Genomic DNA, 23,115 nt, shown 5'->3' with positions numbered 1-23,115 from the left:
GCGGCACCCGCTCCGCCGCCCCGGGGGGCGGGGCGGCGGAGCGGGTCGCTTCTCCCTCTTCGCTACTTCTTCGCCGCGGCGGCGCGCTTGCGCGGCGCCTTCTTCACCGGGGCGACCGGGGCGTCCGCGAACTCGCCCGGAAGGATGTCCCGGAGGAACTTGCCGGTGTGGCTCTCCGGGACGGCGGCGATCTGCTCCGGGGTGCCCTCGGCGACCACCATGCCGCCGCCGGAACCGCCCTCGGGGCCCATGTCGACGACCCAGTCGGCGGTCTTGATCACATCGAGGTTGTGCTCGATGACGATCACCGTGTTGCCCTTCTCCACCAGCCCGCTGAGCACCTTGATCAGCTTGCTGATGTCCTCGAAGTGCAGGCCGGTGGTGGGCTCGTCCAGCACGTAGACCGTCCGCCCGGTGGAGCGCTTCTGCAGCTCGGAGGCGAGCTTGACGCGCTGCGCCTCGCCGCCGGAGAGCGTCGGCGCGGACTGGCCGAGCCGGACGTAGCCGAGGCCGACGTCGTTGAGCGTCCTGAGGTGCCGGGCGATCGCCGGGACGGCCTCGAAGAAGGCCAGCGCCTCCTCGATCGGCATGTCCAGCACCTCGGAGATGGACTTGCCCTTGTAGTGGACCTCCAGCGTCTCCCGGTTGTACCGGGCGCCGTGGCAGACCTCGCACGGCACGTAGACGTCCGGCAGGAAGTTCATCTCGATCTTGATGGTGCCGTCGCCCGAGCAGTTCTCGCAGCGGCCGCCCTTGACGTTGAAGGAGAACCGGCCGGGCAGGTAGCCGCGGACCTTCGCCTCCTGCGTCTCCGCGAAGAGCCGGCGCACGTGGTCGAACACCCCGGTGTAGGTGGCCGGGTTGGAGCGCGGGGTGCGCCCGATCGGCGACTGGTCGACGTGCACCACCTTGTCCACCAGGTCGGTGCCGGTGATCCGGGTGTGCCGGCCGGGCACGCTGCGGGCGCCGTTCAGCTCCCGGGCGAGGTGGGTGTAGAGGATGTCGTTGACCAGCGTCGACTTGCCGGATCCGGAGACGCCGGTGATCGCGGTGAAGGTGCCGAGCGGGAAACCGACCGTGACGTCCTTGAGGTTGTGCTCGCGGGCGCCGTGGACGGTCAGCTGGCGCTTCTTGTCCCGGTCGCGGCGGCCCGCCGGGATCGGGATGGACCGCTTGCCGGAGAGGTACTGGCCGGTCAGCGACTCCTTGTTGGACAGCAGCCCCTTCAACGAGCCGGAGTGCACCACCTTGCCGCCGTGCTCGCCGGCGCCCGGGCCGATGTCGACCACCCAGTCCGCCGTCTTGATGGTGTCCTCGTCGTGCTCGACCACGATCAGCGTGTTGCCGATGTCGCGCAGCCGCACCAGCGTCTCGATCAGCCGGTGGTTGTCCCGCTGGTGCAGGCCGATGGACGGCTCGTCCAGCACGTACAGCACGCCGACCAGGCCGGAGCCGATCTGGGTGGCCAGTCGGATGCGCTGGGCCTCGCCGCCGGACAGGGTGCCGGCCGCGCGGTTCAGCGAGAGGTAGTCCAGGCCGACGTCGACCAGGAAGCGCAGCCGCTCGTTGACCTCCTTCAGGACGCGCTCGGCGATCTGCTTGTCCCGGTCGTTCAGCTTCATCGCGCCCAGGAACTCGGCGCAGTCGCTGATCGACATCGCCGAGACGTCGGCGATCGACTTCTCCTCGACGGTGACTGCGAGCACCACCGGCTTGAGCCGGGTGCCCTCGCACGTCGGGCAGGGCACCTCGCGCATGTAGCCCTCGAAGCGCTCGCGGCTGCTGTCGCTCTCCGCCTCGGTGTGCCGGCGCTGGATGAACGGGACGGCGCCCTCGAAGCCGGTGCTGTACGAGCGCTCGCGCCCGAAGCGGTTGCGGTAGCTGACCTGCACCTGGTGCTTGTGCCCGTACAGCAGCGCCTTCTTGGCGCGGGCCGGCAGCCCGGCCCACGGGATGTCGGTGCGGAAGCCGAGCTCCCCGGCGAGCGCGTCGATCAGCCGCTGGAAGTACTCCTTGGCGTGGCCCGCCGACCACGGGTGGATCGCGCCCTCCTCCAGCGAGCGCTCGGGGTCCGGGACGACCAGCTCCGGGTCGACCTCCATCCGGTTGCCCAGGCCCGAGCAGTCCGGGCAGGCGCCGAACGGCGAGTTGAAGGAGAACGAGCGCGGCTCCAGCTCCTCGAACGACACGTCGTCGTACGGGCAGTAGAGGTGCTCGGAGTACATCCGCTCGCGCTCCGGGTCGTCCTCCGCGAGGTCGACGAAGTCGAGCACGACCATGCCGCCGGACAGCCGCAGGGCCGTCTCCACCGAGTCGGTGAGCCGCCGCTTGGCGCTCTCCTTGACGGTCAGGCGGTCGATGACCACCTCGACGGTGTGCTTCTCCTGCTTCTTGAGCTTCGGCGGCTCGGCGAGCTGGATCGTCTCGCCGTCCACCCGGGCGCGCGAGTAGCCCTTGGACTGGAGGTCGGCGAAGAGGTCGACGAACTCGCCCTTGCGCTCGCGCACCACCGGGCTGAGCACCTGGAACCGGGTGCCCTCGGCGAGCTCCAGCACCTTGTCGACGATCGCCTGCGGCGACTGCTTGGCGATCGGGCGGCCGCAGTGCGGGCAGTGCGGCTTGCCGATCCGGGCGAACAGCAGGCGCAGGTAGTCGTAGACCTCGGTGATCGTGCCGACGGTCGAACGGGGGTTGCGGTTGGTGGACTTCTGATCGATCGAGACGGCCGGGGAGAGGCCTTCGATGAAGTCCACATCGGGCTTGTCCATCTGCCCGAGGAACTGGCGGGCGTAGGAGGACAGCGACTCGACGTAGCGGCGCTGGCCCTCGGCGAAGATCGTGTCGAAGGCGAGCGAGGACTTGCCGGAGCCGGAGAGGCCCGTGAAGACGATGAGGGAGTCGCGGGGCAGGTCGAGCGAGACGTTCTTGAGGTTGTGCTCGCGAGCACCGCGGACGATGAGGCGGTCGGCCACTGCTTCTGGCGCCTTTCTCCGGGGCGAGAGGACTTGCGGGGAGATGTGTGCTTCTTCCAGGATGCGGCAGCCAGCCTACTAGCTCAGACGTTCGAATATCGACCGTGTCCAGTGGAGTCCACCCGAACGAGTGAGAGCGCCCCTCGGACCCTCCGTACCCGGACCGAAAAAGGCCCTGCTCAGCGGTCGGATTCGGCGATAGCGTCAGCTGGTCAACGAGCGGAGCCCCCCGCGGGCAACGCGCCGTCTCCCACAGAAGGCCGATCCGATGACCGACCCGCAGACCGCCGCCGAGGCCGCCGCGCAGTACCTGGCCCTGGTCGAGGAGAGCACCCGGCACCTGCTGCACACCGTCGCCGAGCTGAAGCCCGAGGCCGTCGCCGAGCCCTCCGCCCTGCCCGGCTGGACCCGCGGTCACGTGCTGGCCCACCTCGCCCGCAACGCCGACTCCCTGGTCAACCTGCTGGACGGCGCCCGCACCGGCACCGACATCCCGCAGTACGCCAGCACCGAGGCCCGCGACCGGCAGATCGAGGAGGGCGCGCCCCGCCCGGTCGACGTCCAGCTCGCCGACCTGCGCGACTCCCGCGAGCGCTTCGCCGCGGCCGCCGCGCTGCTGCCCGCCGATGCCTGGACGGTCGAGGTCCGCCACCGCACCGGCTACGTCTTCCCCGCCCACGACCTCCCGTGGAAGCGCCTCGCCGAGGTCGAGTACCACCACGTCGACCTGGACGCCGGCCACACCCCCGCGCACTGGCCGGAGGTCTTCGCCGTCACCGAGTTCCACAAGATCGCCAACAAGCTGCACGGCGCCGCCCTGCCCGGCGTCGAGCTCGTCGCCGAGGACACCGGGGACATCGGCCTGATCGGCACCGGCGAGCCCGCCCTCACCGTCCGGGGCCCCCTCCGCTCCCTGCTCGCCTGGCTCTCCGGCCGCTCCGACGGCGCCGACCTCCGGGCCACCCCCGACACCGCCCTCCCCCAGCTTCCCCCGCTGGGCTGACGGCGCGAAGATGATCCTGAACCCCTTCACCGGACGAGGAGCGGACGGATGACGTACCACGGAGCGGTCAAGGTCGGCGGGCCGCCGGACGTGCGGGAGCTGGCGCACCTGATCATCACCAAGGTGGCCGTCGGCCCGTACGACAACAACGCCTACCTGCTGCGCTGCCGGGCCACCGACGAGCAGCTGCTGATCGACGCGGCCGCCGACGCCCCGGTGCTGCTGGAGACCATCGGCGACGAGCTGGCCACCGTGGTCACCACCCACCGGCATCACGACCACTGGGCCGCGCTCGCCGAGGTGGTCGCGGTGACGGGGGCTCGCACCGCCGCCGGCGCGCACGACGCCGAGGGCGTCGACGTGCCCACCGAGCTGCTGCTCGCGGACGGCGACAAGCTGCGGGTCGGCGACGTGGAACTCACCGTCCGGCACCTGGTCGGACACACCCCGGGCGCGATCGTGCTGGTCTACGACGACCCGCAGGGCCACCCGCACGTCTTCACCGGCGACTGCCTCTTCCCCGGTGGCGTCGGCAACACCTGGGGCGACCCGGAGGCCTTCCGCACGCTCTTGCGAGACGTCACCGAGAAGGTCTTCGACGTGCTGCCGGACGAGGCCTGGGTCTACCCCGGCCACGGCAACGACACCACCCTCGGCGCCGAGCGCCCGCACCTCGACGAGTGGCGCGAGCGCGGCTGGTGACCTCGGCCTCCGGGCACCGGGCACGACGAGGCCCCCGCGACCCCTTTCGGGTCGCGGGGGCCTCGGCCGTCACGCGGGGATCAGGCGTCCAGCTTCTGGGCCTCGCGCTCGGCCCGCTCCTGCTTCTTCGAGGCGATCAGGCTGGTCACCGTGGTGACGGCCAGCACGACCACGATGACGCCCAGCGAGAGCGGGATGCCGATCTCCGGCACGTTCGCGCCCGCCTCGTGCGCCGCGTGCAGCACCAGCTTCACGCCGATGAAGCCGAGGATCACCGACAGGCCGTACGACAGGTGGACCAGCTTCTTCAGCAGGCCGCCGATCAGGAAGTACAGCTGGCGCAGGCCCATCAGGGCGAAGGCGTTGGCGGTGAAGACGATGTACGGGTCCTGGGTGAGGCCGAAGATCGCCGGGATGGAGTCCAGCGCGAACAGCACGTCCGTGGTGCCGATCGCCAGCATCACGATCAGCATCGGGGTCATCAGCCGGCGGCCGTTCTCCCGGATGAAGAGCTTGGTGCCGTGGTACGTGTCGGTGGACGGGAAGCGCCGCTCGATCGACTTGAGCAGGCGGTTCTCCTCGAACTCGTCCTCCTCCTCGCCGGCCCGGGCCTCCTTGATCAGCTTCCAGGCGGTCCAGATCAGGAAGGCGCCGAAGATGAAGAACACCCAGGAGAACTGGGTGACCAGCGCCGCGCCGCCGGCGATGAAGACCGCCCGCAGCACCAGCGCGATGATCACACCGAACATCAGCACGCGCTGCTGGTAGATCCTCGGCACCGCGAACTTGCCCATGATCAGGATGAAGACGAACAGGTTGTCGACACTGAGCGACTTCTCGGTGATGTAACCGGCGAAGAACTCACCGGCCGGCTGCGCGCCGGAGTGCCACCAGAGGAACCCGCCGAAGATCAGCGCCAGCACGATCCAGACCGCGGTCCAGATCCCGGCCTCCTTGACCGAGACCTCGTGCGGCTTGCGCCCTCCGATGAAGAAGTCCGCCACGATCAGTGCGATCAACACACCGATCGTGGTGACCCACATGGCTATGGAAACGTCCACTACTGCTCCTCCGGCAGGTAGGCGAGACAGTCATCGTCACTGCCGGAGGTCTCTTCCGCCCGTCGGGCCCGCTCTCGGGGCGTCCGCACGGACCAGCGCCCCGGGGCGCCGCTCGTGGGCGCCCGTGATGACGGGGACAACTGCGGGGGAATACTCCCCTCCGCTGCCATCGAGAGTAACAGGAAGCCCAAAGAAAGGTAAAGAAGGTAAAGAACCGTCAGAGGTACGGCTCGATCGCCGGCAGCAGGTCCTGGAAGGTCCGCCCCTTGGCCGGCGCGCCGATCGCCTGCATCTCCCAGCCGCCGGCCCCGTCACGGAACACCCTCGCCATGATCTGCCCGGTGTGCGACCCTCCCCCGGCCAGCTCGTACCGGGCCAGCTCCTCGCCCGTGGTCTCGTCCACCAGCCGGCAGTGGGCGCCCCGCACCTCCGCGAAGGTCTGCCCGGTGTACGAGCTCACCGTGAACACCACCTGGGTGATGTGCGCCGGCACGTGCAGCAGGTCCACCAGGATCGCCTCGTCGTCCTCCGTGCCCGAGCCGCCCTCCAGGTTGTCCCCGGTGTGCCGGACGGAACCGTCCGTGCTCTCCAGGTGCTGGAAGAACACCACGTCGGACGGGGTCTTCTCGGCGTACAGGAGCGCCGACGCGTCCAGGTCGATCGTCCTGGTGCGGCTGCCGAACAGGCCCCGCTTCGGCGCGGCCTGCCAGCCGAGCCCCATCCGGACCACGGTCAACGCGCCGCCCGGCCCCTTCTGGAGACTGACCCGCTGTCCCTTGGCAAGGTTCACCGACACGGCGTTGTCCTCTCTACCCGGCCACGCGGTCGCTCCCCGCGCGGCGCCACGGTGGAACACCCCGTGCCGTCCCCCGGCTGAGGCCCCCTGTTGCTGTCGCACCACCCCGTCCCGAGGTCGATGCCGCAGGCCAGCCTAGGGCCTGCGGCACCCCGCACCTCCCGGCGGTCGCCGCATTGTGGCAAGGCTGAGACACCGCCGGGCTTGACCGGTGTCACACCGGCCCGGCCCGGCGGCCGTCTCGACCCGCCTCAGACCCCCGTCGGCCCCTCGGCCCCCGCTCAGGCCACGCCGGCCTCCCTCATCTGGCGCAGCTCCCGCTTCAGCTCCTTCACCTCGTCGCGCAGTCGGGCCGCGACCTCGAACTGGAGGTCGGCGGCGGCCGCGTGCATCCGGTCCGTCATCGACTGGATCAGCTCCGCCAGCTCGGCGGCCGGCAGGCTCTCGCCCTGCTTGCGCTCCATGCCCAGGGCCGGCACCGGGGCCTTGCCCTTCCCGGCGGCCCCGCGGTAGCCGGTGGACAGCAGCTCGTCGGTGTCCACGTCCTCGCGGGCGAGGGTGTCCAGGATGTCGCCGATCTTCTTCCGCAGCGGCTGCGGATCGATCCCGTGCTTCTTGTTGTACGCCTGCTGCACGACCCGGCGGCGGTTGGTCTCGTCGATCGCCTTCTCCATCGACGGGGTGATCCGGTCCGCGTACATGTGCACCTGGCCCGAGACGTTTCGGGCGGCCCGCCCGATCGTCTGGATCAGCGAGGTGCCGGAGCGCAGGAAGCCCTCCTTGTCCGCGTCCAGGATCGCCACCAGCGACACCTCCGGCAGGTCCAGGCCCTCGCGCAGCAGGTTGATGCCGACCAGCACGTCGTACCTGCCCGCGCGCAGCTCGCGCAGCAGCTCCACCCGGCGCAGGGTGTCCACGTCGCTGTGCAGGTACCGGACCCGGATGTCCAGGCCGAGCATGTAGTCGGTGAGGTCCTCGGCCATCTTCTTGGTCAGCGTGGTCACCAGGACGCGCTCGTCCCGCTCCACCCGCTTGCGGACCTCGTGCACCAGGTCGTCGATCTGGCCCTCGGTCGGCTTGACGATCACCTCCGGGTCGATCAGACCGGTCGGGCGGATGATCTGCTCGACCTGGCCGTCGCCGCGGGACAGCTCGTACGGGCCGGGCGTCGCCGACAGGTACACCGTCTGGTCGATCCGCCCCAGGAACTCCTCCCACTTCAGCGGGCGGTTGTCCATCGCGGAGGGCAGCCGGAAGCCGTGCTCCACCAGGGTGCGCTTGCGCGAGGCGTCGCCCTCGTACATCGCGCCGATCTGCGGGACCGTGACGTGCGACTCGTCGATGACCAGGAGGAAGTCCTCCGGGAAGTAGTCGAGCAGGGTGTTCGGCGGGGAGCCGGGCTCGCGGCCGTCGAAGTGCATCGAGTAGTTCTCGACGCCCGAGCAGGTGCCGATCTGGCGCAGCATCTCGATGTCGTAGGTGGTGCGCATGCGCAGCCGCTGGGCCTCCAGCAGCTTGCCCTGCTTCTCCTGCCGGGCGAGCGTCTCCTCCAGCTCCTTCTCGATGCCGGTGATCGCCCGCTCCATGCGCTCCGGGCCGGCCACGTAGTGCGAGGCGGGGAAGACGTACACCGACTCGTCCTGGCTGATGATCTCGCCGGTGAGGGGGTGCAGGGTGTACAGCGCCTCGATCTCGTCGCCGAACATCTCGATCCGGACGGCCAGCTCCTCGTAGACCGGGAAGATCTCGATGGTGTCGCCGCGGACCCGGAAGGTGCCCCGGGTGAACGCCACGTCGTTGCGGGCGTACTGGATGTCCACGAAACGGCGCAGCAGGACGTCCCGGTCGATCTCCTCGCCGACCTTGAGCGGGACCATCCGGTCCACGTACTCCTGCGGGGTGCCGAGGCCGTAGATGCAGGACACCGACGCGACCACGATCACGTCCCGCCTGGTCAGCAGCGAGTTGGTCGCCGAGTGCCGCAGCCGCTCGACCTCCTCGTTGATCGAGGAGTCCTTCTCGATGTAGGTGTCCGTCTGCGGGACGTACGCCTCGGGCTGGTAGTAGTCGTAGTACGAGACGAAGTACTCGACCGCGTTGTTCGGCAGCAGCTCGCGGAACTCGTTCGCCAGCTGGGCGGCCAGCGTCTTGTTCGGCGCCATCACCAGGGTGGGCCGCTGCAGCCGCTCGATCATCCAGGCCGTGGTGGCCGACTTCCCGGTACCGGTGGCACCGAGCAGGACGACGTCCTTCTCCCCGCCCTTGATCCGCCGCTCCAGCTCGGCGATCGCCGCCGGCTGGTCCCCGTTCGGCTGGAAGGGACTGACGACCTCGAAGGGCGCCACTGACCGCTCAATACTCGTGATGGGTCGCACGAGTCCACCGTACGACCCACCACCGACAAGCGGTGCGGCTCCCTCAGGCCGCGTGCCCCTCGAACCTCATGGCCGGCTCGCGGGCCGGGTCGATGCGGACGACCGAGTCGAAGTCGGCGGCGAGGCGTTCGATCAGCGGCAGGGCCGGATCGACGCCGCTCTCCTCGATGCTCTCGACCGTCGCCTCGTCCAGCCCGGACCGCTCCGCGAGTTCGGCGAGCGTCCAGCCGAGAGCGGAGCGGCGGGCGTACACGGCCTCGGCCGGCGCCATCCGCCGCCCGGCCGGCCGGTACTGCTCGCTCTCCCGATGCTCCGGCGGCACGACCCACCGCGTGTGACAACCGCTGCTCACCGCTGCTCCTCCCGGTCGTAGACGTCGTGGTCGGCAGCGGGCAGATGCTCGGCCTCACGCTCTGCTCCGCCGGGCCCTGTCCGGCTGATCTTGCCGGACAGGGCCCGGGAGCAGCGCCCGGCCGGGGCGGGGGTCACGGGCTCAGGTCTTCGCGCTGTCGCGGGCGAGGGCTACCAGCCGGGAGATGGCGCGGAGGTACTTCTTGCGGTAGCCGCCGCGGAGCATGTCGTCGGGGAAGACCTGGTCGAAGGGGAGGCCGGAGGCGGTGATGGGGAGCTCGCGGTCGTACATGCGGTCGGCGAGGACGACCAGGCGCAGGGCGGTGGACTGGTCGTCGACCTGGCGGACGCCGCGCAGGCAGACGGCGGTGACGTCGTCGAGCAGCGCGCCGTAGCGGCTGGGGTGGACGGCGGAGAGGTGGGCGAGGAGGGTGTCGAAGTCGTCCAGGGAGGCGCCGGGGGTCCGGGCGGCGACGGCGTCGACGGCCGCGTCGGGGTAGGGCGGCGGGGCGTCCGGGAGGCCGCGGTGGCGGTAGTCCTGGCCGTCGATCCGCATCGGGCGGAAGTGCGCGGACAGGCCCTGGATCTCGCGCAGGAAGTCGGCGGCGGCGAAGCGGCCCTCGCCGAGCTTCTCCGGCAGGGTGTTCGAGGTGGCGCAGAGCTTGACGCCGTTGTCGACGAGGCGGCCGAGCAGCGTGGAGACGAGGACGGTGTCGCCCGGGTCGTCGAGCTCGAACTCGTCGATGCACAGCAGCGTGTGCCCGGAGAGGGTCCGGACGGCCTGCTGGAAGCCGAGCGCACCGACCAGGTTGGTCAGCTCGACGAAGGTGCCGAAGGCCTTGGGGCCGGGGGCGGCGTGCCAGAGCGAGGCGAGCAGGTGGGTCTTGCCGACGCCGTAGCCGCCGTCGAGGTACACACCGGCCGGGCCGGTGGGCGCCGGGGCGGAGCGGCGGAACCAGCTGCGCTTGGGTGCGGAACCGTTTCCCCCGCCGAGGGTGGTGGCGAACTGCTCCAGGACCTGGACGGCCTCGTACTGGCTGGGCTGGTTCGGGTCCGGAATGTACGTCCCGAAGCTCACGTCGGAGAACCGGGGCGGCGGGACCATCTCGGCGACCAGCCGCTCGGCGGGCACGACGGGGCGGCGGTCGGCGAGCGCGATCGGGGAGCCGGCCGCGCTCGCGGCGGCTATGGACTCGGTCGCGGTGTCGGGGCGGGGGGCTGCTGGCACGTTAGTAGAGGGTACGCCTGGTCCCAGGCCCCTCGGGACGGCGGCCGGTGGAAGACTGAGGGCATGCAACAGTTGATCAGCCCGCTGGGCGAGCCGGTCGTGGACCCGGCCTCGCTGGAGTCGCTCGCCGCCGTCTACGCGTACCCCGACCAGGTGAATCGGGGGCGGCCCTGGCTGCGCGCCAACATGGTGGCCGGTCTGGACGGCGGGGCGAGGCTGGAGGGCCTCTCGGAGGGCCTGTCCGGGGACGCCGACAAGCGGATCTTCGGTGTGCTGCGCGCGCTGTCGGACGTGGTGCTGGTGGGCGCGGAGACGGTCCGCGCGGAGGGCTACCGGCCGGCCCGGGCCCGGGCCGAGTTCGCGGCGGCGCGGGCGGCGGCCGGGCAGGCCCCGGCTCCGGCGATCGCGATCGTGAGCCGCTCGCTGACCCTGGACCTGACCGCGCCGCTGTTCACCGCCCCGCTGGTCAGAACGGTGGTGATCACCACCGCGGACGCGCCCGAGGAGCGCCGCCGGGCGGTCGCCGAGGTGGCCGACCTGGTGCTCGCCGGGGAGGGGGCGGTGGACCTGCGGGCGGGCGTGTCGGCGCTGGCGGAGCGGGGCTGGACGCGGTTGCTGAGCGAGGGCGGCCCGCGGCTGCTGGGGCAGCTGGCGGCGGCGGGTCTGCTGGACGAGTTGTGCCTGTCGCTGGCTCCGTTGATCACGGGCGGCGACGCGCCGCGCATCATCCGCGATGCGGAAATGCCTGACGTGCAGCGGATGCGGCTGGTCTCATTGATCGAGCAGAAAGGATTCCTCTTCACCCGCTACATGCGTCCGCCGACCCCGTGACCGACGGGTCGTGATCCCGTTAATGCGATGCCGGGGCCCGGGGGCCGGCCACTGGAAGGGACTCACGTGTTCAAGACGGTACTGATGATCGAAAAGGCTCTCTCCGACGCGGACGTGGAACTCGTCACCACGCTCCACAGCGACGAGAAGGTCTCCTTCGTCGTCCTGATGCAGCCGCGCGGCAAGCAGGACGAGCTGCTGCGGGCGCTGGACGACGTGGCGCTCGGCCACCTCGACAAGGTGGTGCACGAGCACGACGAGTCCGAGTCCGGGCCGACCGTGGCCTCCGAGTCGCTCGAACACAGCCTGCGCCACCTGCGCGCGGCCGGGGCCGAGGCGGTCGGCGAGCTGGTCGAGGAGAAACCGCTGGACCGGCTGCGGGCGGCGGTCGAGGAGCACCGCGCGGACGAGGTGGTGGTGCTCACCTCACCGCACTTCGTCGAGGAGTTCTTCCACCGCGACTGGGCCTCCCAGGCCCGGCACAAGGTGGGGGTCCCGGTGCTGCGGCTGTTCGCCAGCGACTCCTAGGGATCCCGGCCGGTGGTGCAGAATCGTCCTTGCGGTCCGCCCGCGAGGACGATTCCCCATCCCGTCCGCCCGACCATTCCGCCCCCGCCCTACGGAGCCCCGCCTTGAACGACGCCGCGCACGACCTGCACGCCCCGCACTTCATCGGCATCGGCGGCGCCGGGATGTCCGGCCTGGCGAAGATCCTCGCGGTGCGCGGCGCCAGCGTCTCCGGCAGCGACTCCAAGGAGTCCGAGACCGTCCTCGCGCTGCGCGCCCTCGGCGCGACCGTGCACGTCGGCCACGCCGCCGAGCACGTGCCGGACGGCACCAGCAGCGTGGTGGTCTCCAGCGCGATCCGCGCCGACAACCCGGAGCTGGCCGCCGCCCACGAGCGCGGCATCCCGGTGGTGCACCGCTCCGACGCGCTGGCCGCCCTGATGGGCGGCCGCCGGGCGCTGGCGGTGGCCGGCACCCACGGCAAGACCACCACCACCAGCATGCTCGCCGTCGCCCTCGGCGAACTGGGCCTGGACCCGTCCTACGCGATCGGCGGCGACCTCGACACGCCCGGCTCCAACGCCCACCACGGCGCCGGCGAGATCTTCGTCGCCGAGGCCGACGAGAGCGACCGCAGCTTCCACAAGTACGCGCCCGAGGTGGCGATCGTGCTCAACGTGGAGCTGGACCACCACGCCAACTACGCCTCGATCGAGGAGATCTACGAGTCCTTCGAGACCTTCGTCGGCCGGATCACCCCCGGCGGCACCCTGGTGGTCTCCGCCGACCACGACGGCGCCCGCGAACTGACCGCCCGGGTGGCCGGCCGCGAGGGCCTCACCGTGGTGACCGTCGGCGCCGCCGAGGACGCCGACGTCCGGGTCCGCTCGGTGGTCGCCCGCGGCATGACCAGCGAGGTCACCGTCGAGCTGGACGGCGCCGAGCTGTCCTTCACCGTCTCGGTGCCCGGCCGGCACTACGCGCACAACGCGGTCGCCGCGCTGGCCGCCGGCGTCGCACTGGGCGTCCCGGTCGCCGACCTGGCCAAGGCCCTGGGCGCCTACACCGGCGTGCGGCGCCGCCTCCAGCTCAAGGGCGAGGCCGGCGGCGTCCAGGTGATCGACTCCTACGCCCACCACCCCACCGAGATGACCGCCGACCTGGAGGCGATCCGGGAGGGCCTGGAGGGCGAGGGCCGGGTGCTGGTGGTCTTCCAGCCGCACCTGTTCAGCCGCACCCAGCAGCTCGCCGAGGAGATGGGCCGGGCCCTGGCGCTGGCCGACGCCTCGGTGGTGCTGGACATCTACCCGGCCCGCGAGGACCCGATCCCCGGCGTGACCAGCGAGCTGATCATCGACGCCGCCCACCGGGCCGGCGCCGACGTCACCGCCGAGCACTCCTTCGCCGCCGCCCCCGCCGTGCTGGCCGGCCTGGCCCGCCCCGGCGACCTGCTGCTCACCATGGGTGCCGGCGACGTCACCAACCTGGGCCCCGCCATCCTGGAGGAGATCCGGGGAAGCGTGCAGCACCTCTCGAACGTTGCCTCCAACGTCTGACGTACCCCGACCGGGAGCCGTGATGAGCTACGAGATCGAGAAGACCGAGGCCGAGTGGCGGGACGAGCTGAGCCCCGAGGAGTACCACGTGCTCCGCGAGGCCGGCACCGAGCGCCCGTTCACCGGTGAGTACACCGACACCAAGACCGTCGGCGTCTACGGCTGCCGGGCCTGCGGCGCGGAGCTGTTCAGCTCCGAGACCAAGTTCGACAGCCACTGCGGCTGGCCGTCGTACTACGCGCCGCTGGCCGGGGACCGGGTCCAGTACATCGAGGACACCACGCTCGGCATGCGCCGGGTCGAGGTGCGCTGCGCCCGCTGCGGCGGGCACCTGGGCCACGTCTTCGAGGGCGAGGGCTACGGCACGCCGACCGACCAGCGGTACTGCATCAACAGCGTCTCGCTGACGCTGAAGCCGGCCGAGTAGGGCCGGCCGGTCGCGCCGCGAGGCCCGGGTTTCCGTACGGACGGACGCCCGGGCCCTCGTGCGTCCCGGGCCGCCGGGGCCCGGACCAGCAGGGTCCGGGCCGCCGAGGGGCGGGCCGCCGGGGCTCAGGCCGCCGGGGCTCAGGCCGTCGGGGCTCAGGCCGTCGGGGCGAAGCGGACCGGGAGGTGGACCAGGGCCCGGTGGAACGGGCCGGGGCGCCAGAGCAGGTCCTCGGCCGGGGTGGCCAGCTCCAGGTCGCTGAGCCGGCTGGTCAGCTGCTCGATCGCGGTGATCGCGATCAGCAGCGCCGGGTCACGGGCCGGGCAGCCGTGCGGGCCGGCCGCCCAGGCCAGGTGGGCGCTCTCGCCGCTGCGCAGCTCGGTGCCGTCGGTGGGCGGCGCGGCCTGCGAGTTGGCGGCCGCGTAGGAGACCAGCACCAGCGTGCCGGCCGGGATCTCCCGGCCGTGGAAGGTGATGTCGTAGCGCGGGTAGTGGGCGGAGAGGTTGGCCAGCGGCGGCTCGTGCCAGAGCACCTCGTCGATCGCCTGGTAGGCGGTCATCGCGCCGCCGATGAGGGAGCCGGCGTAGCGGGCGTCGGTGAGCAGGCGCAGCAGGGCGTTGCCGATCAGGTTGGTGGTCGGCTCGTGCCCGGCGATCATGGTGAGGGTGATCTGCCGGATCACCTCGTCGTCCTCCAGCCCGGCCGGGTGGGTGACGAACCAGGAGGTGAGGTCGTGCCGGGGCCGCTCGCGCCGCTCGGCGACCATGGCGGTGACCACCGCGACGAGGTCCCCGTACGCGACGACGGCCTTCTCGGTGGACTCGATCATCCCGGCGATCCCGGCGACCAGCCGGGCGCTGTGCTCCTCCGGCACGCCGAACCAGGTGGTGAGGACGAAGGCCGGCAGCTGGCGGGCGTACTCGGCGATCAGGTCGGCGGTGCCGGCCGCCTCGAAGCGGTCGACCAGCTGGTGGGCGACCTCGGCGACCCGGCGCTGGAGCCGGTGCGGTTCGAGCAGGGCGAGGCCGTCGGTGATCACCGCGCGGTAGCGCGCGTGCACCTCGCCGTCACTGAACAGGGCGGTCGGGCGGTAGCCGAGCACCGGCAGCAGCGGGTTGTCGGGGGCGACGGTGCGCTGCCAGGCGCGGGAGTCCTTGGAGAAGGTGTCGGTGTCGCGCAGCAGGTCCAGGGCGGCCTGGTAGTCGGTGACCAGCAGGGCCTCGACGCCGGGCGCGATCTCCACCGGGGCGACCGCGCCGTAGCGGCGCAGCCGGTCGTAGACCAGCTGCGGGTCGGCGGCGAAGACCGGGCCGTAGATGGGGGTCGGGCGGGTGTCGGTGGTCACGGGCGCTCCTCGGCGGCGGAGGCGGCAGGGGCGGTCGCTGCCGGGACGGCGGGCTCGGTGACGTCCGCCGGGGTGGCGAGGTCGGCGGCGTCCGCGGGGGCGGCGGGCAGGCCGTCGAGGACGTGCTCGGCCAGCGCGATCAGCGCGTCCAGGCTGGCACCGCGCTCGCGGGCGTCGCAGAGCAGCAGCGGGGTGGTGGGGTGCAGGTCCAGGTGGGCGCGCAGCACCTCGATCGAGTGGACCGGCGCGTCCGGGAAGCAGTTGACGGCGACGGCGTAGGGCAGGCCCTGCTCCTCGACCATGTCCATGATCTCGAAGGAGTCGGCGAGCCGGCGGGTGTCGGCGAGCACCAGCGCGCCGAGGGCGCCGCGGGCGATGTCCTGCCAGAGCGGGAAGAAGCGGCGCTGGCCGGGGGTGCCGAACATGTAGAGCACGAGGTTGCCGGGCAGGGTCAGCCGGCCGAAGTCGACGGCGACCGTGGTGGTGGCCTTCTCGGGCAGGCCCGCCAGGTCGTCCACCGGCCGTCCGGTCTCGGTCATCGCCTCCTCGGTGTGCAGGGTGGCGATCTCGGAGAGGGTGCGGATGAGCGTCGTCTTGCCGACCCCGAACGGGCCGGCCACCACCAGCTTCATCAGCGTCTGGTCCCGGTCGGGCAGGTAGCCCACCCGGCTCGGCCGGTCGGCCGGGCTACCGGAGCGCACGGAGTCCAACGAGGAGCCTCTCGACGATGGAGCGGTCGGTCTGCTGGGCGCGCGGGATCGGCGCGCGGGCGCGCAGGCAGCCCGCCTCGACCAGATCGGCCGCGAGGAAGACGGTGGCGCTGACCGGCAGGCGCAGGTGCGCGGCGGCCTCCACCACGGTCAGCGCGCCGGGCCGCAGCAGTTCCCAGAGCCGCTGGTGTTCGGGTTCCAGCTCGCGGGGCGGTTCGACGCGGTCCGCGAACAGCACGGTGAGCCGGTCGAAGCCGGCGGTACCGGGGCGGCTGCGGCCGCCGGTGGCCAGGTAGGCGGGCACCATCCGCCTGCGGGGTACGGCGGTCATGATCGGACGGTGGTGTCCTGCTGCCGGGTCGGACTCGCGAGGGCACGGCCCAGGGCGGCGACCTGTACCTGCATCTGGTAGGCCACGTTGCCGAGTTGGGCCTCCGGGGAGGTGAACACGGCGAGCGAGGTGTTCTCCCCGGCCGGGACGACGACGGCGTAGCCGAGGTCGGACTCGACCACGGTCTGGGCCAGCCGGGGCCGTTCGGTGTCGGTGAAGGCGCTGGTGAACGCGCGGGCGGCGGCGTGCACGGTGGCGGTCATCGCGGCGACCCGCTCGGCGGAGGCGCGGTCGAGCCCGTCCGAGGCTCCCTCGACGAGGCCGTCACCGGTGGCGATGACCGCGTGCAGCACCCCCGGCAGCTCCAGCAGCGGGGTCAGCACCCACGAGATCTCGTCGGCGGTGGTCGGGCTGGGCGTGCTGGTCACTGCTCGGCTCCTTCGGGGGTCGGGGCGGTCGGGCGGACGGTGGTGCGGGCACCGGTGTCGCGGGCGGCCGCGGTCGGGCCGGTCGCGCTGGTCCCGGCGGTCGCGCTGGACTCGCCGGTCGTGCTGGTCCCGCGGGCGGCCTGTGCCACGGCGGCGCGGCCGGAGTCGGTGCCCTCCTGGAGCGCCTGCCAGTGGGCGGCGGCGCGCTCGGGCGTCCGCTCGGGGGCCCGGGCGGGCGGCTCGGCCGGTGCGGCGGACGGCCCGGCGGCGGGCTCGGGGGCTCCGGGGCCGTCGGCGGTGACCGGTCGGCGGCGTCGCCGACTGGGCAGGCCGGTGCCGTCATCGACCGGGTCGGCGGGGCCGGCCGGTGCGTCGGGCACCGCGTGGATGGCGGGCGCGGGGTGCGGGCCCGGCTGGTTGTGCCGGTCGGCGAGCGGGGGCGGCCCGTCGCCCTCGTCGGCGTCGCGCATCGGCGGGACGGCCTGGACGGTGGGCGCGGGGGCCGGGCCGGCGCCGGCCCGCAGCGGCAGCGGGGTGAGCACCGACAGCGGCTGCTCGTCGTCGACGACGGTCACCAGCGCGGCCGGGATGCGCAGGATGGTGCGCATCCCGCCGTACGGCGAGGGCTCGATGTGGCAGGAGAAGCCGTACTGGCGGGCCAGTTTGCCGATCACCGCGAAGCCGGTCTTGGGCGGGTTGCCGAGTTCGGTGAGCAGGACGTCGGGCGGGCCGGCCAGCAGTCGGCGGGCCCGGCGCAGCTGGTCGTCGTCCATGCCGATGCCGCTGTCGTCGATGATCACCAGCGCGCCGCGGCCGCCCTGCTGGACGGTGACCGGGATGTCGGTCTCCGGGTGCGAGTAGGCGGAGGCGTTGGCGAGGAGTTCGGCGACGGTGATGGCCAGCGGCTCGGCGGCCCGGGCGACCACGGCGAGCCGCTGCTCGCGCAGGTGGTTGGCGACCTTGATCCGGGCGTAGCCGGGCACCCGGGAGAGCGCGCCGACCACCACTTCGGCGAGCGGCGAGTCGGTGCGGGCCAGGCCGGGCCAGGCTTCGCAGAGCACGGCGACGGTCTGGATCCGGCGCAGCGCGACCTCGTTGCGGAAGTCGACCTCCAGCAGCCGGGGGTCGTCGTTGTCGTGCTGGAGCTGCTGGACCAGGCTCTGGATCTGGTAGAGCAGGGTCTGGATCCGGGAGGTGGCGCCGCGCATGGCGGCGCGGGCGGCGGCGTCGACGCGTTCGCGCTCGTCGGTGAGGGCCGCGGAGGCGGCGTCCAGGACGGACTGCAGCGCCCGGACGGCCTCGGGGCCGACGGCCTGCCCGTCCAGCGGGCCGACCAGCGGGGCGTTGGCGTGGCTGAGCCGGACGGCGGTGGCGGCCACCCGTTCCTGGGCGAGGTGGCCGATCTCGGCGAGCACGGCGGCGGTGTGCTCCTCGGCGGCGGTGAGCCGCCGTTCCGCCTCCCCGGCCCGGGTGTTCGCGGCGGCGGCCCGCTGGTCGGTCTCCCGGGTGGCGTCCTCGGCGGTGCGGGCCCGGCTCTCGGCCTCCCGGGTGCGCTCCTCGGCGGCCCGGTAGCGGCTCTCGGCGTGGTGGGTCTCCTCGGTGGCGCGCCGGGCGGCGTCCTGCGCCTCGCGCAGTTGCTGCTCGGCGCGGGCCAGCCGGCCTTCGGCGGCGCGGGCGCGTTCCTCGCCGTGTCCGCGGGCGGTCTCGGCGGCGACCGCCCGGGTGAGGGCCCGGGCCCGGCCGCGGGCGAGCACGCCCGCCGTCGCGGCGGCGACCAGCGCCAGGGCGATCAGCGCAATCTGCGCGATCTGCGTCATCGAAGTCCTCGGAAGTCCTCTGGGGGTCCGGTTGGTCGGCTGCTGCCGGGGCCGGGGCCGGCGGTGGTCCGGCCCGGGCGCGGCGGGCGGTCGGTCCCGGGCGGTCAGTCCCGGGCGGCGGCGCGCGGGCGCGGGCTGCGGGCGGCGTCCTCGGCCAGTTCGCGGGCCACCTGGGCGACCTGGCCCATGGCCACCAGGACGTTCGGCACCTCGGTGCCGTCCAGGTGTCGGTACTCGGCGGCGACGGTGAGCACCAGCCGCTCGGGCAGGCCGAGTTCGGGGTGGCGCTGCTCGGCTATCACCCGCCGGGCGGCGTCCAGCGCGGGGATCCCGGCGGTGTGCAGGGCGTGCGCGCGCTCCCGGACGTACGTCAGGTAAGCGATGTGGTGGCGAACCCCGTCGCGGTCGAGCACAGGGCCGTGGCCGGGGACGAAGATCTCGGCGCCGGTGGCCAGGATCCGCTCACAGGCGGTGATCACGTTCTCCAGCGGGCCGGCCCAGTGCACCGGGTGGTCGCCGGGGTACTCGGGGGTCGAGCCGAAGATCACGTCGCCGGTGAAGACGGCGCGCTGGTACGGGAGGTGGACGATCAGGTCGCCGCCGGTGTGGGCGGCGGGCAGGCCGGTCACCTGCACCGGGTACTCCCCCACCCGCAGTTCCAGCTCGCCGGTGAAGACGGTGTCGGGGTGCACGGGGTCGGTGGCGGACCAGTCGAACCGTCCGAAGTGCTCCCTGAGGTAGCCGCCGAGCGGGGAGTCCGGGTCGCCGCCGACGACGAGGGCGTGCTGCTGCTGCGGGGTGGGCTCGTAGTGGATGTGCTCCAGCGCCTCACGGGTGGAGATCACCTCGGCGTCCGGGACGACTCCGGCGCCCCACAGGTGGTCGCCGTTGGCGTGGGTGACGATCACCCGGTCGACCTCGACCCCGGCCGGCAGCAGGCGGCGGCTGGCGGCGAGGAACTTCCCGGCCAGGGTGGGGTCGTAGGGGGTGTCGATCCAGAGCGCGGTCTTCGCCGAGGCCAGCAGCCCGCAGTTGGCCAGGCCCCAGCCCCGCTTCGGGGGGAGCCACACGTACAGGTCCTCGGCAATCGCGCTCACGTTCGCACGGTTGATCGTCATGTGCGCGATTATGCCCAAAGTGTGTCAGGGGCGGGGCAAAACCTGTACGGCTGCCAGGAGTTGCTGCCCCAGACTCTCCCGAGCTGTCCGGTTTCGCCCCTCGTGGTCGAGACCAATCGTCTCAACCGTCGGGACGACCCGTGGACACCTCGCCCCGGAATCCCGACGGGACGTCGGACCGGGGCGCGGGCAGGGTGCGGCAGACCTCGACCGTGACGTCGACGGTGTCCAGGCCTATGACCCGCCCCTCCACCGCGACGAATCCTTTCTCCCCCGAGCGGAAGAGCGCCGCCAGCGGGGAGTTGCGGCTCGCCGCGGTCAACGCCTCCACCGCCATCGCGGAGCCGAAGGCGAACACCCCGCAGAGCACGATGCAGGGCGCCTGCCGGGGCGTGCGGGTCACGAAGATGAAGCCGTGGTCGCGGATCAGCTCCCCGGCTGGGTTGTACAGCGCCTCGAAGGTCATTCCGCCCCACCGGGCGCGGGCCTCGTCCGGGTACTCGATGGCGAAATCCGGGAACACCGCGTCCAGCACGCCGCCGGAATAGGAGTTGACGCTCGGGCCCCCGATCGAGAACGTCGGCATCCGGGGATCCTGCGCGCCGGCCACCACCAGTTCGATCGTCGCCTTCCGGTTGACCTTCCGCAGCAGGTCGGTGAGCCCCGCTATCGCCCTGGCCTCGGCCATCGGCATGAACAGCACGTTCTTCGGCCCGCGGCTGGTCAGCTGGCAGCCGTCCGTGGTGAAGGCGAACTCCGCGACCTCGATGCTCGGCGTGATGATCTGCACCCGGCTGTACGGCGCCAGCAGCGCCCGCAGGAAGCCGTAGCGCAGGAACAGTCTGGTCCGGGCGAGGGAGCGGGCCGCGAGGAATCCGATCACGGCCGGAACCGATGCGATGAACACCTGGAGCAGGATCTCCATATCATCCCCACGGAGGAAGACTCGACCACGAACTGTGTGCCCTGGTTAAGTCCCCTCCGTGGCCGGAAATACCCCCCTCGCGGCAATTCCCACCGTCAGGATCGCCGCACCCGGCGTCACTTCAAGCGCTTGATCCCCTTGCGTTCCCCCGCGCACCGCTCGTACCCCAGCCACGCGTTGATCGCGAGCATCGGCGCATTGGTCTCGTCGTTGGAGGTGTACGCGCGCCGGTAGCCCGCCGCGGCCGCCAGGCGCAGCGACTCCAGCTTGGCCAGCTTGCTCAGCCCTCGCCCGCGGAACTCCCGGCGGCAGGCGGTGAACGCGGACCAGTAGCGGTCCACCCCGTCGGTCTGCGCCATGCTGAACGCGGCCGGTTCGCCGTCCACCACGGCGACGACGGTCAGCGCCCGGTCCAGGTCCGGCCGGGCCCAGTCGCCCCGCAGCCAGTCCTCGTAGTCCAGGGCGTCCATCGGCACCTCGCCGGGCTCGTCCTGGATGGCGTCCGCCTCGACCAGGAACAGCGGGCGTGGGTCGGCCGCCCAGTCTCCGGCCGGGCGCAGCTCGACGCCGGCCGGCCGTACGGGCGCCTGCGGCAGCGGCAGCGCCAAGTCCCGTCCGCCGAACTGCGCCGCGCGCCCGAGCTCGTAGCCACGGGCGGCGGCGAAGGCCAGCGAGGCGGGCTCGTCGTCCAGCCAGGTGTGCAGCTCGCTCACTCCGTGCCCGGCCAGGTGCCGTTCGGCCGCGGCCAGCAGCGCGGTGGACGCGCCGCGCCGCCGGAACTGCGGCAGCACGCTGCCGTTGGCGTACCCGACGCCGGTGGTCGTCGTCCCGAGCACCACCGCGCAGCGCACCGCGCCGACCACCCGGCCGTCCAGCTCGGCGACGAAGGTGCGGAAGTGCTCGCCCGGGCTCTGCCGGCCGTTAAGCCAGAGCAGGGCCTCGGAGGTCATCACCAGGTGCTCGCGCCCGGCCCGGTGGGCGGCGGCCACGGCCTCGGCGTCGTCGGGGCGGAAGTCACGGATCGTCAAAGAAGTCATGGGTTCCCACGCTAACCCCGACGCCCGTCCGGCGCCTTCGAATTTCCCCTCGCCGGTGCGCCTCACCTGCGGCAACGGCCCCGGCTCGGGACCAAAGTCCCTCACCCCCGCAGCGGCAAGCTCAAATAATGCTCTGAGAAGACCGGGCGGGGCTTGGCAGCCGTCCCACCCGGGGACATCCTCAGCACACGGCCGCGCGGTCCTGGCGACGAAGCCCGCACCACCCGGCGGCCTCCCCACCCGGCCCTCCGAAAGGGGGCGAACCGATGACCTCCCCTGCCCTGGACCTGCCCGGCTCCGCCACCCCGGCGCGGGACGGCGCGCCCCGCCTCGGCGTCGGCCTCGGCTGGCGCAGCGAGATCGACACCGTCGTCGAACGCCAACCCGGCCTGGACTGGGTCGAGGTGGTCGCCGAGAACATCTGCGCCGACCACCTGCCCGAGTCCCTGACCGTCCTGCGCGCCCGCGGCGTCACCGTCGTCCCGCACGGCGTGGCGCTCGGCCTCGGCGGCGCCGACCTGCCCGACCCCGCCCGGCTCGCCAAGCTCGCCGAGGCGGCACTCGCCCTCGACTCCCCGTTGGTCACCGAACACCTGGCGTTCGTCCGGGCCGGCGGCCTGGAGGCCGGCCACCTGCTGCCCGTCCCCCGCACCCGGGACTCGCTGCGGGTGATCGCCGAGAACGTCCGGATCGCCCAGGACCAGCTCCCGGTGCCGCTCGCCCTGGAGAACATCGCCGCCCAGCTGGCCTGGCCCGACGAAGAGCTGACCGAGGGGCAGTTCCTCGCCGAACTGGTCGAGCGGACCGGCGTCCGGCTGCTGATCGACGTCGCCAACCTGCACACCAACCGGGTCAACCTCGGCATCGACCCGGCCGCCGAACTGGACCGCCTGCCGCTGGAGGCGCTCGCCTACGTCCACGTCGCCGGCGGCACCCTGGTCGACGGCGTCTGGCACGACACCCACGCCCACCCCGTCACCGAACCGGTGCTGGAGGTCCTGGCCGAACTCTGCGCACGGGTCGCACCACCCGGCGTCCTGCTGGAACGGGACGCCGACTTCCCGCCGCCCAGCGAGCTGGCCGGCGAACTGGACGCCGTCCGCCGGGTGCTGGAGGGGAGCACCCCGCGGACGGCCCCACCGGCCCCCCGCGCCGAGCCCCGGGGGACCGCGGCGGGAGCGTGCCCGAGCGGCACCCGCGCCCGGCTGGCGCGGCGCCAGGAGGACCTGCTCGCCGCCCTGGTGGCCGGCGGGCCCGTCCCGCCCGGCTTCGACCCGGACCAGGTCCGCGCCCAGTCCACCGGCCTGGCCACCAAACGGCGGGACACCGTCGCCAAGGTGGCCCCCGAACTGCCCCGCCTGCTCGGCCGGCCGTACGGGCCGCTGTTCCTCGACTACGCCCGCCAGCACCCGCAGACCGGCGGCTACCGCGCCGACGCCCGGGCCTTCGCCGCCTGGGCGCTCGCCGACGGCGGCCCGCTCGCCGCCGACCACCGCCGGTCCCTGGAGCAGTGGCTCCACCCGGCCGCCGAGCGGCCGCCCGGCGCGTTCGCCCGTCTGCGCCGAGCCCTGCGGCGCTGAGCACCCGCCTTCAC

General features: G+C 72.7%; 22 protein-coding genes. 7 read left to right on the top strand and 15 right to left on the bottom strand.

The genetic code is table 11. From position 1 onward, the window contains the following. Nucleotides 1-62: 62 nt before the first annotated feature. Complete coding sequence (gene uvrA, locus ACIP37_RS15635; protein WP_350885808.1) at nt 63-2,972, bottom strand: excinuclease ABC subunit UvrA; 2,910 nt, start codon at nt 2,970-2,972, stop codon at nt 63-65. 268 nt (nt 2,973-3,240) lie between these two features. On the opposite strand from uvrA, the gene ACIP37_RS15630 reads away from it, so the two are divergent. Further along, nucleotides 3,241-3,975, top strand: a complete 735-nt coding sequence (locus tag ACIP37_RS15630) for a maleylpyruvate isomerase family mycothiol-dependent enzyme (protein WP_363580428.1) — start codon at nt 3,241-3,243, stop codon at nt 3,973-3,975. Nucleotides 3,976-4,023: 48 nt separating this feature from the next. Beyond that, nucleotides 4,024-4,677, top strand: a complete 654-nt coding sequence (locus ACIP37_RS15625) for an MBL fold metallo-hydrolase (RefSeq protein ID WP_363580426.1) — start codon at nt 4,024-4,026, stop codon at nt 4,675-4,677. Nucleotides 4,678-4,757: 80 nt separating this feature from the next. Here ACIP37_RS15625 and ACIP37_RS15620 read toward each other — a convergent pair whose 3' ends face one another. The 6 genes from ACIP37_RS15620 to zapE form a co-directional block, all read right to left on the bottom strand. Further along, entirely contained in the window at nt 4,758-5,738 is a 981-nt protein-coding gene (locus ACIP37_RS15620; protein ID WP_363580424.1) for a TerC family protein, read from the bottom strand. A gap of 217 nt (nt 5,739-5,955) precedes the next feature. Continuing rightward, nucleotides 5,956-6,534, bottom strand: a complete 579-nt coding sequence (locus ACIP37_RS15615) for a TerD family protein (protein ID WP_363627957.1) — start codon at nt 6,532-6,534, stop codon at nt 5,956-5,958. 281 nt (nt 6,535-6,815) lie between these two features. Further along, on the bottom strand, nt 6,816-8,909 hold the full coding sequence (gene uvrB / locus ACIP37_RS15610; RefSeq protein ID WP_363580420.1) for an excinuclease ABC subunit UvrB: 2,094 nt from the start codon (nt 8,907-8,909) through the stop codon (nt 6,816-6,818). 43 nt (nt 8,910-8,952) lie between these two features. After that, complete coding sequence (locus ACIP37_RS15605; RefSeq protein ID WP_363627958.1) at nt 8,953-9,231, bottom strand: helix-turn-helix transcriptional regulator; 279 nt, start codon at nt 9,229-9,231, stop codon at nt 8,953-8,955. A gap of 26 nt (nt 9,232-9,257) precedes the next feature. After that, nucleotides 9,258-9,398 carry a hypothetical protein gene (locus ACIP37_RS15600; protein ID WP_363627959.1) on the bottom strand — a complete coding sequence of 47 codons (141 nt, stop codon included), beginning with the start codon at nt 9,396-9,398 and terminating at the stop codon, nt 9,258-9,260. A 4-nt stretch (nt 9,399-9,402) separates the two neighbouring features. Continuing rightward, on the bottom strand, nt 9,403-10,449 hold the full coding sequence (gene zapE / locus ACIP37_RS15595; RefSeq protein WP_350885869.1) for a cell division protein ZapE: 1,047 nt from the start codon (nt 10,447-10,449) through the stop codon (nt 9,403-9,405). A 102-nt stretch (nt 10,450-10,551) separates the two neighbouring features. Between zapE and ACIP37_RS15590 the strand changes: the two genes are divergently transcribed. The 4 genes from ACIP37_RS15590 to msrB all read left to right on the top strand — a co-directional run bounded on the left by ACIP37_RS15590 (nt 10,552) and on the right by msrB (nt 13,809). Continuing rightward, a complete protein-coding gene (locus ACIP37_RS15590; protein ID WP_363580416.1) occupies nt 10,552-11,319 on the top strand; it encodes a pyrimidine reductase family protein in 768 nt (255 codons plus the stop codon). Between the two features lie 66 nt (nt 11,320-11,385). Then, on the top strand, nt 11,386-11,847 hold the full coding sequence (locus ACIP37_RS15585; protein ID WP_350885822.1) for an indole-3-glycerol phosphate synthase: 462 nt from the start codon (nt 11,386-11,388) through the stop codon (nt 11,845-11,847). Nucleotides 11,848-11,951: 104 nt separating this feature from the next. Next, complete coding sequence (murC, locus tag ACIP37_RS15580; RefSeq protein WP_400807433.1) at nt 11,952-13,382, top strand: UDP-N-acetylmuramate--L-alanine ligase; 1,431 nt, start codon at nt 11,952-11,954, stop codon at nt 13,380-13,382. Nucleotides 13,383-13,404: 22 nt separating this feature from the next. Further along, on the top strand, nt 13,405-13,809 hold the full coding sequence (msrB, locus tag ACIP37_RS15575) for a peptide-methionine (R)-S-oxide reductase MsrB (RefSeq protein ID WP_063349491.1): 405 nt from the start codon (nt 13,405-13,407) through the stop codon (nt 13,807-13,809). A 155-nt stretch (nt 13,810-13,964) separates the two neighbouring features. On the opposite strand, the gene ACIP37_RS15570 is transcribed toward msrB, so the two are convergent. The 8 genes from ACIP37_RS15570 to ACIP37_RS15535 form a co-directional block, all read right to left on the bottom strand. Further along, nucleotides 13,965-15,155, bottom strand: a complete 1,191-nt coding sequence (locus tag ACIP37_RS15570) for a cytochrome P450 (protein WP_063349490.1) — start codon at nt 15,153-15,155, stop codon at nt 13,965-13,967. Next, nucleotides 15,152-15,787, bottom strand: coding sequence for an ATP/GTP-binding protein (locus tag ACIP37_RS15565; RefSeq protein ID WP_363580665.1), 636 nt, complete (start codon nt 15,785-15,787; stop codon nt 15,152-15,154). The genes ACIP37_RS15570 and ACIP37_RS15565 overlap by 4 nt, the downstream gene beginning before the upstream one ends. Nucleotides 15,788-15,842: 55 nt before the next feature. Then, a complete protein-coding gene (locus tag ACIP37_RS15560) occupies nt 15,843-16,196 on the bottom strand; it encodes a DUF742 domain-containing protein (RefSeq protein WP_350885830.1) in 354 nt (117 codons plus the stop codon). After that, nucleotides 16,193-16,624, bottom strand: coding sequence for a roadblock/LC7 domain-containing protein (locus tag ACIP37_RS15555; RefSeq protein WP_363580410.1), 432 nt, complete (start codon nt 16,622-16,624; stop codon nt 16,193-16,195). Before ACIP37_RS15555 ends, ACIP37_RS15560 begins: the two co-directional genes overlap by 4 nt. Further along, nucleotides 16,621-18,441 carry an ATP-binding protein gene (locus ACIP37_RS15550; protein WP_363580408.1) on the bottom strand — a complete coding sequence of 607 codons (1,821 nt, stop codon included), beginning with the start codon at nt 18,439-18,441 and terminating at the stop codon, nt 16,621-16,623. Before ACIP37_RS15550 ends, ACIP37_RS15555 begins: the two co-directional genes overlap by 4 nt. Before the next feature lie 104 nt (nt 18,442-18,545). Further along, on the bottom strand, nt 18,546-19,559 hold the full coding sequence (locus ACIP37_RS15545) for an MBL fold metallo-hydrolase (protein WP_363627961.1): 1,014 nt from the start codon (nt 19,557-19,559) through the stop codon (nt 18,546-18,548). A 121-nt stretch (nt 19,560-19,680) separates the two neighbouring features. Continuing rightward, entirely contained in the window at nt 19,681-20,484 is an 804-nt protein-coding gene (locus ACIP37_RS15540) for a hypothetical protein (RefSeq protein ID WP_363580404.1), read from the bottom strand. A gap of 116 nt (nt 20,485-20,600) precedes the next feature. After that, nucleotides 20,601-21,521 (bottom strand): GNAT family N-acetyltransferase, encoded by a 921-nt coding sequence (locus ACIP37_RS15535; protein WP_363627962.1) that lies wholly within the window; start codon nt 21,519-21,521, stop codon nt 20,601-20,603. A 266-nt stretch (nt 21,522-21,787) separates the two neighbouring features. Here ACIP37_RS15535 and ACIP37_RS15530 point away from each other — a divergent pair, with 266 nt between their 5' ends. Further along, nucleotides 21,788-23,101 (top strand): DUF692 domain-containing protein, encoded by a 1,314-nt coding sequence (locus ACIP37_RS15530; protein WP_400843991.1) that lies wholly within the window; start codon nt 21,788-21,790, stop codon nt 23,099-23,101. Nucleotides 23,102-23,115 lie beyond the last annotated feature (14 nt).

The organism is Kitasatospora sp. NPDC088861, from assembly GCF_044750105.1.
GTDB lineage: Bacteria > Actinomycetota > Actinomycetes > Streptomycetales > Streptomycetaceae > Kitasatospora.
Note: the sequence above shows the minus strand (reverse complement) of the source record. Positions and strands in the feature narration are given on the sequence as shown.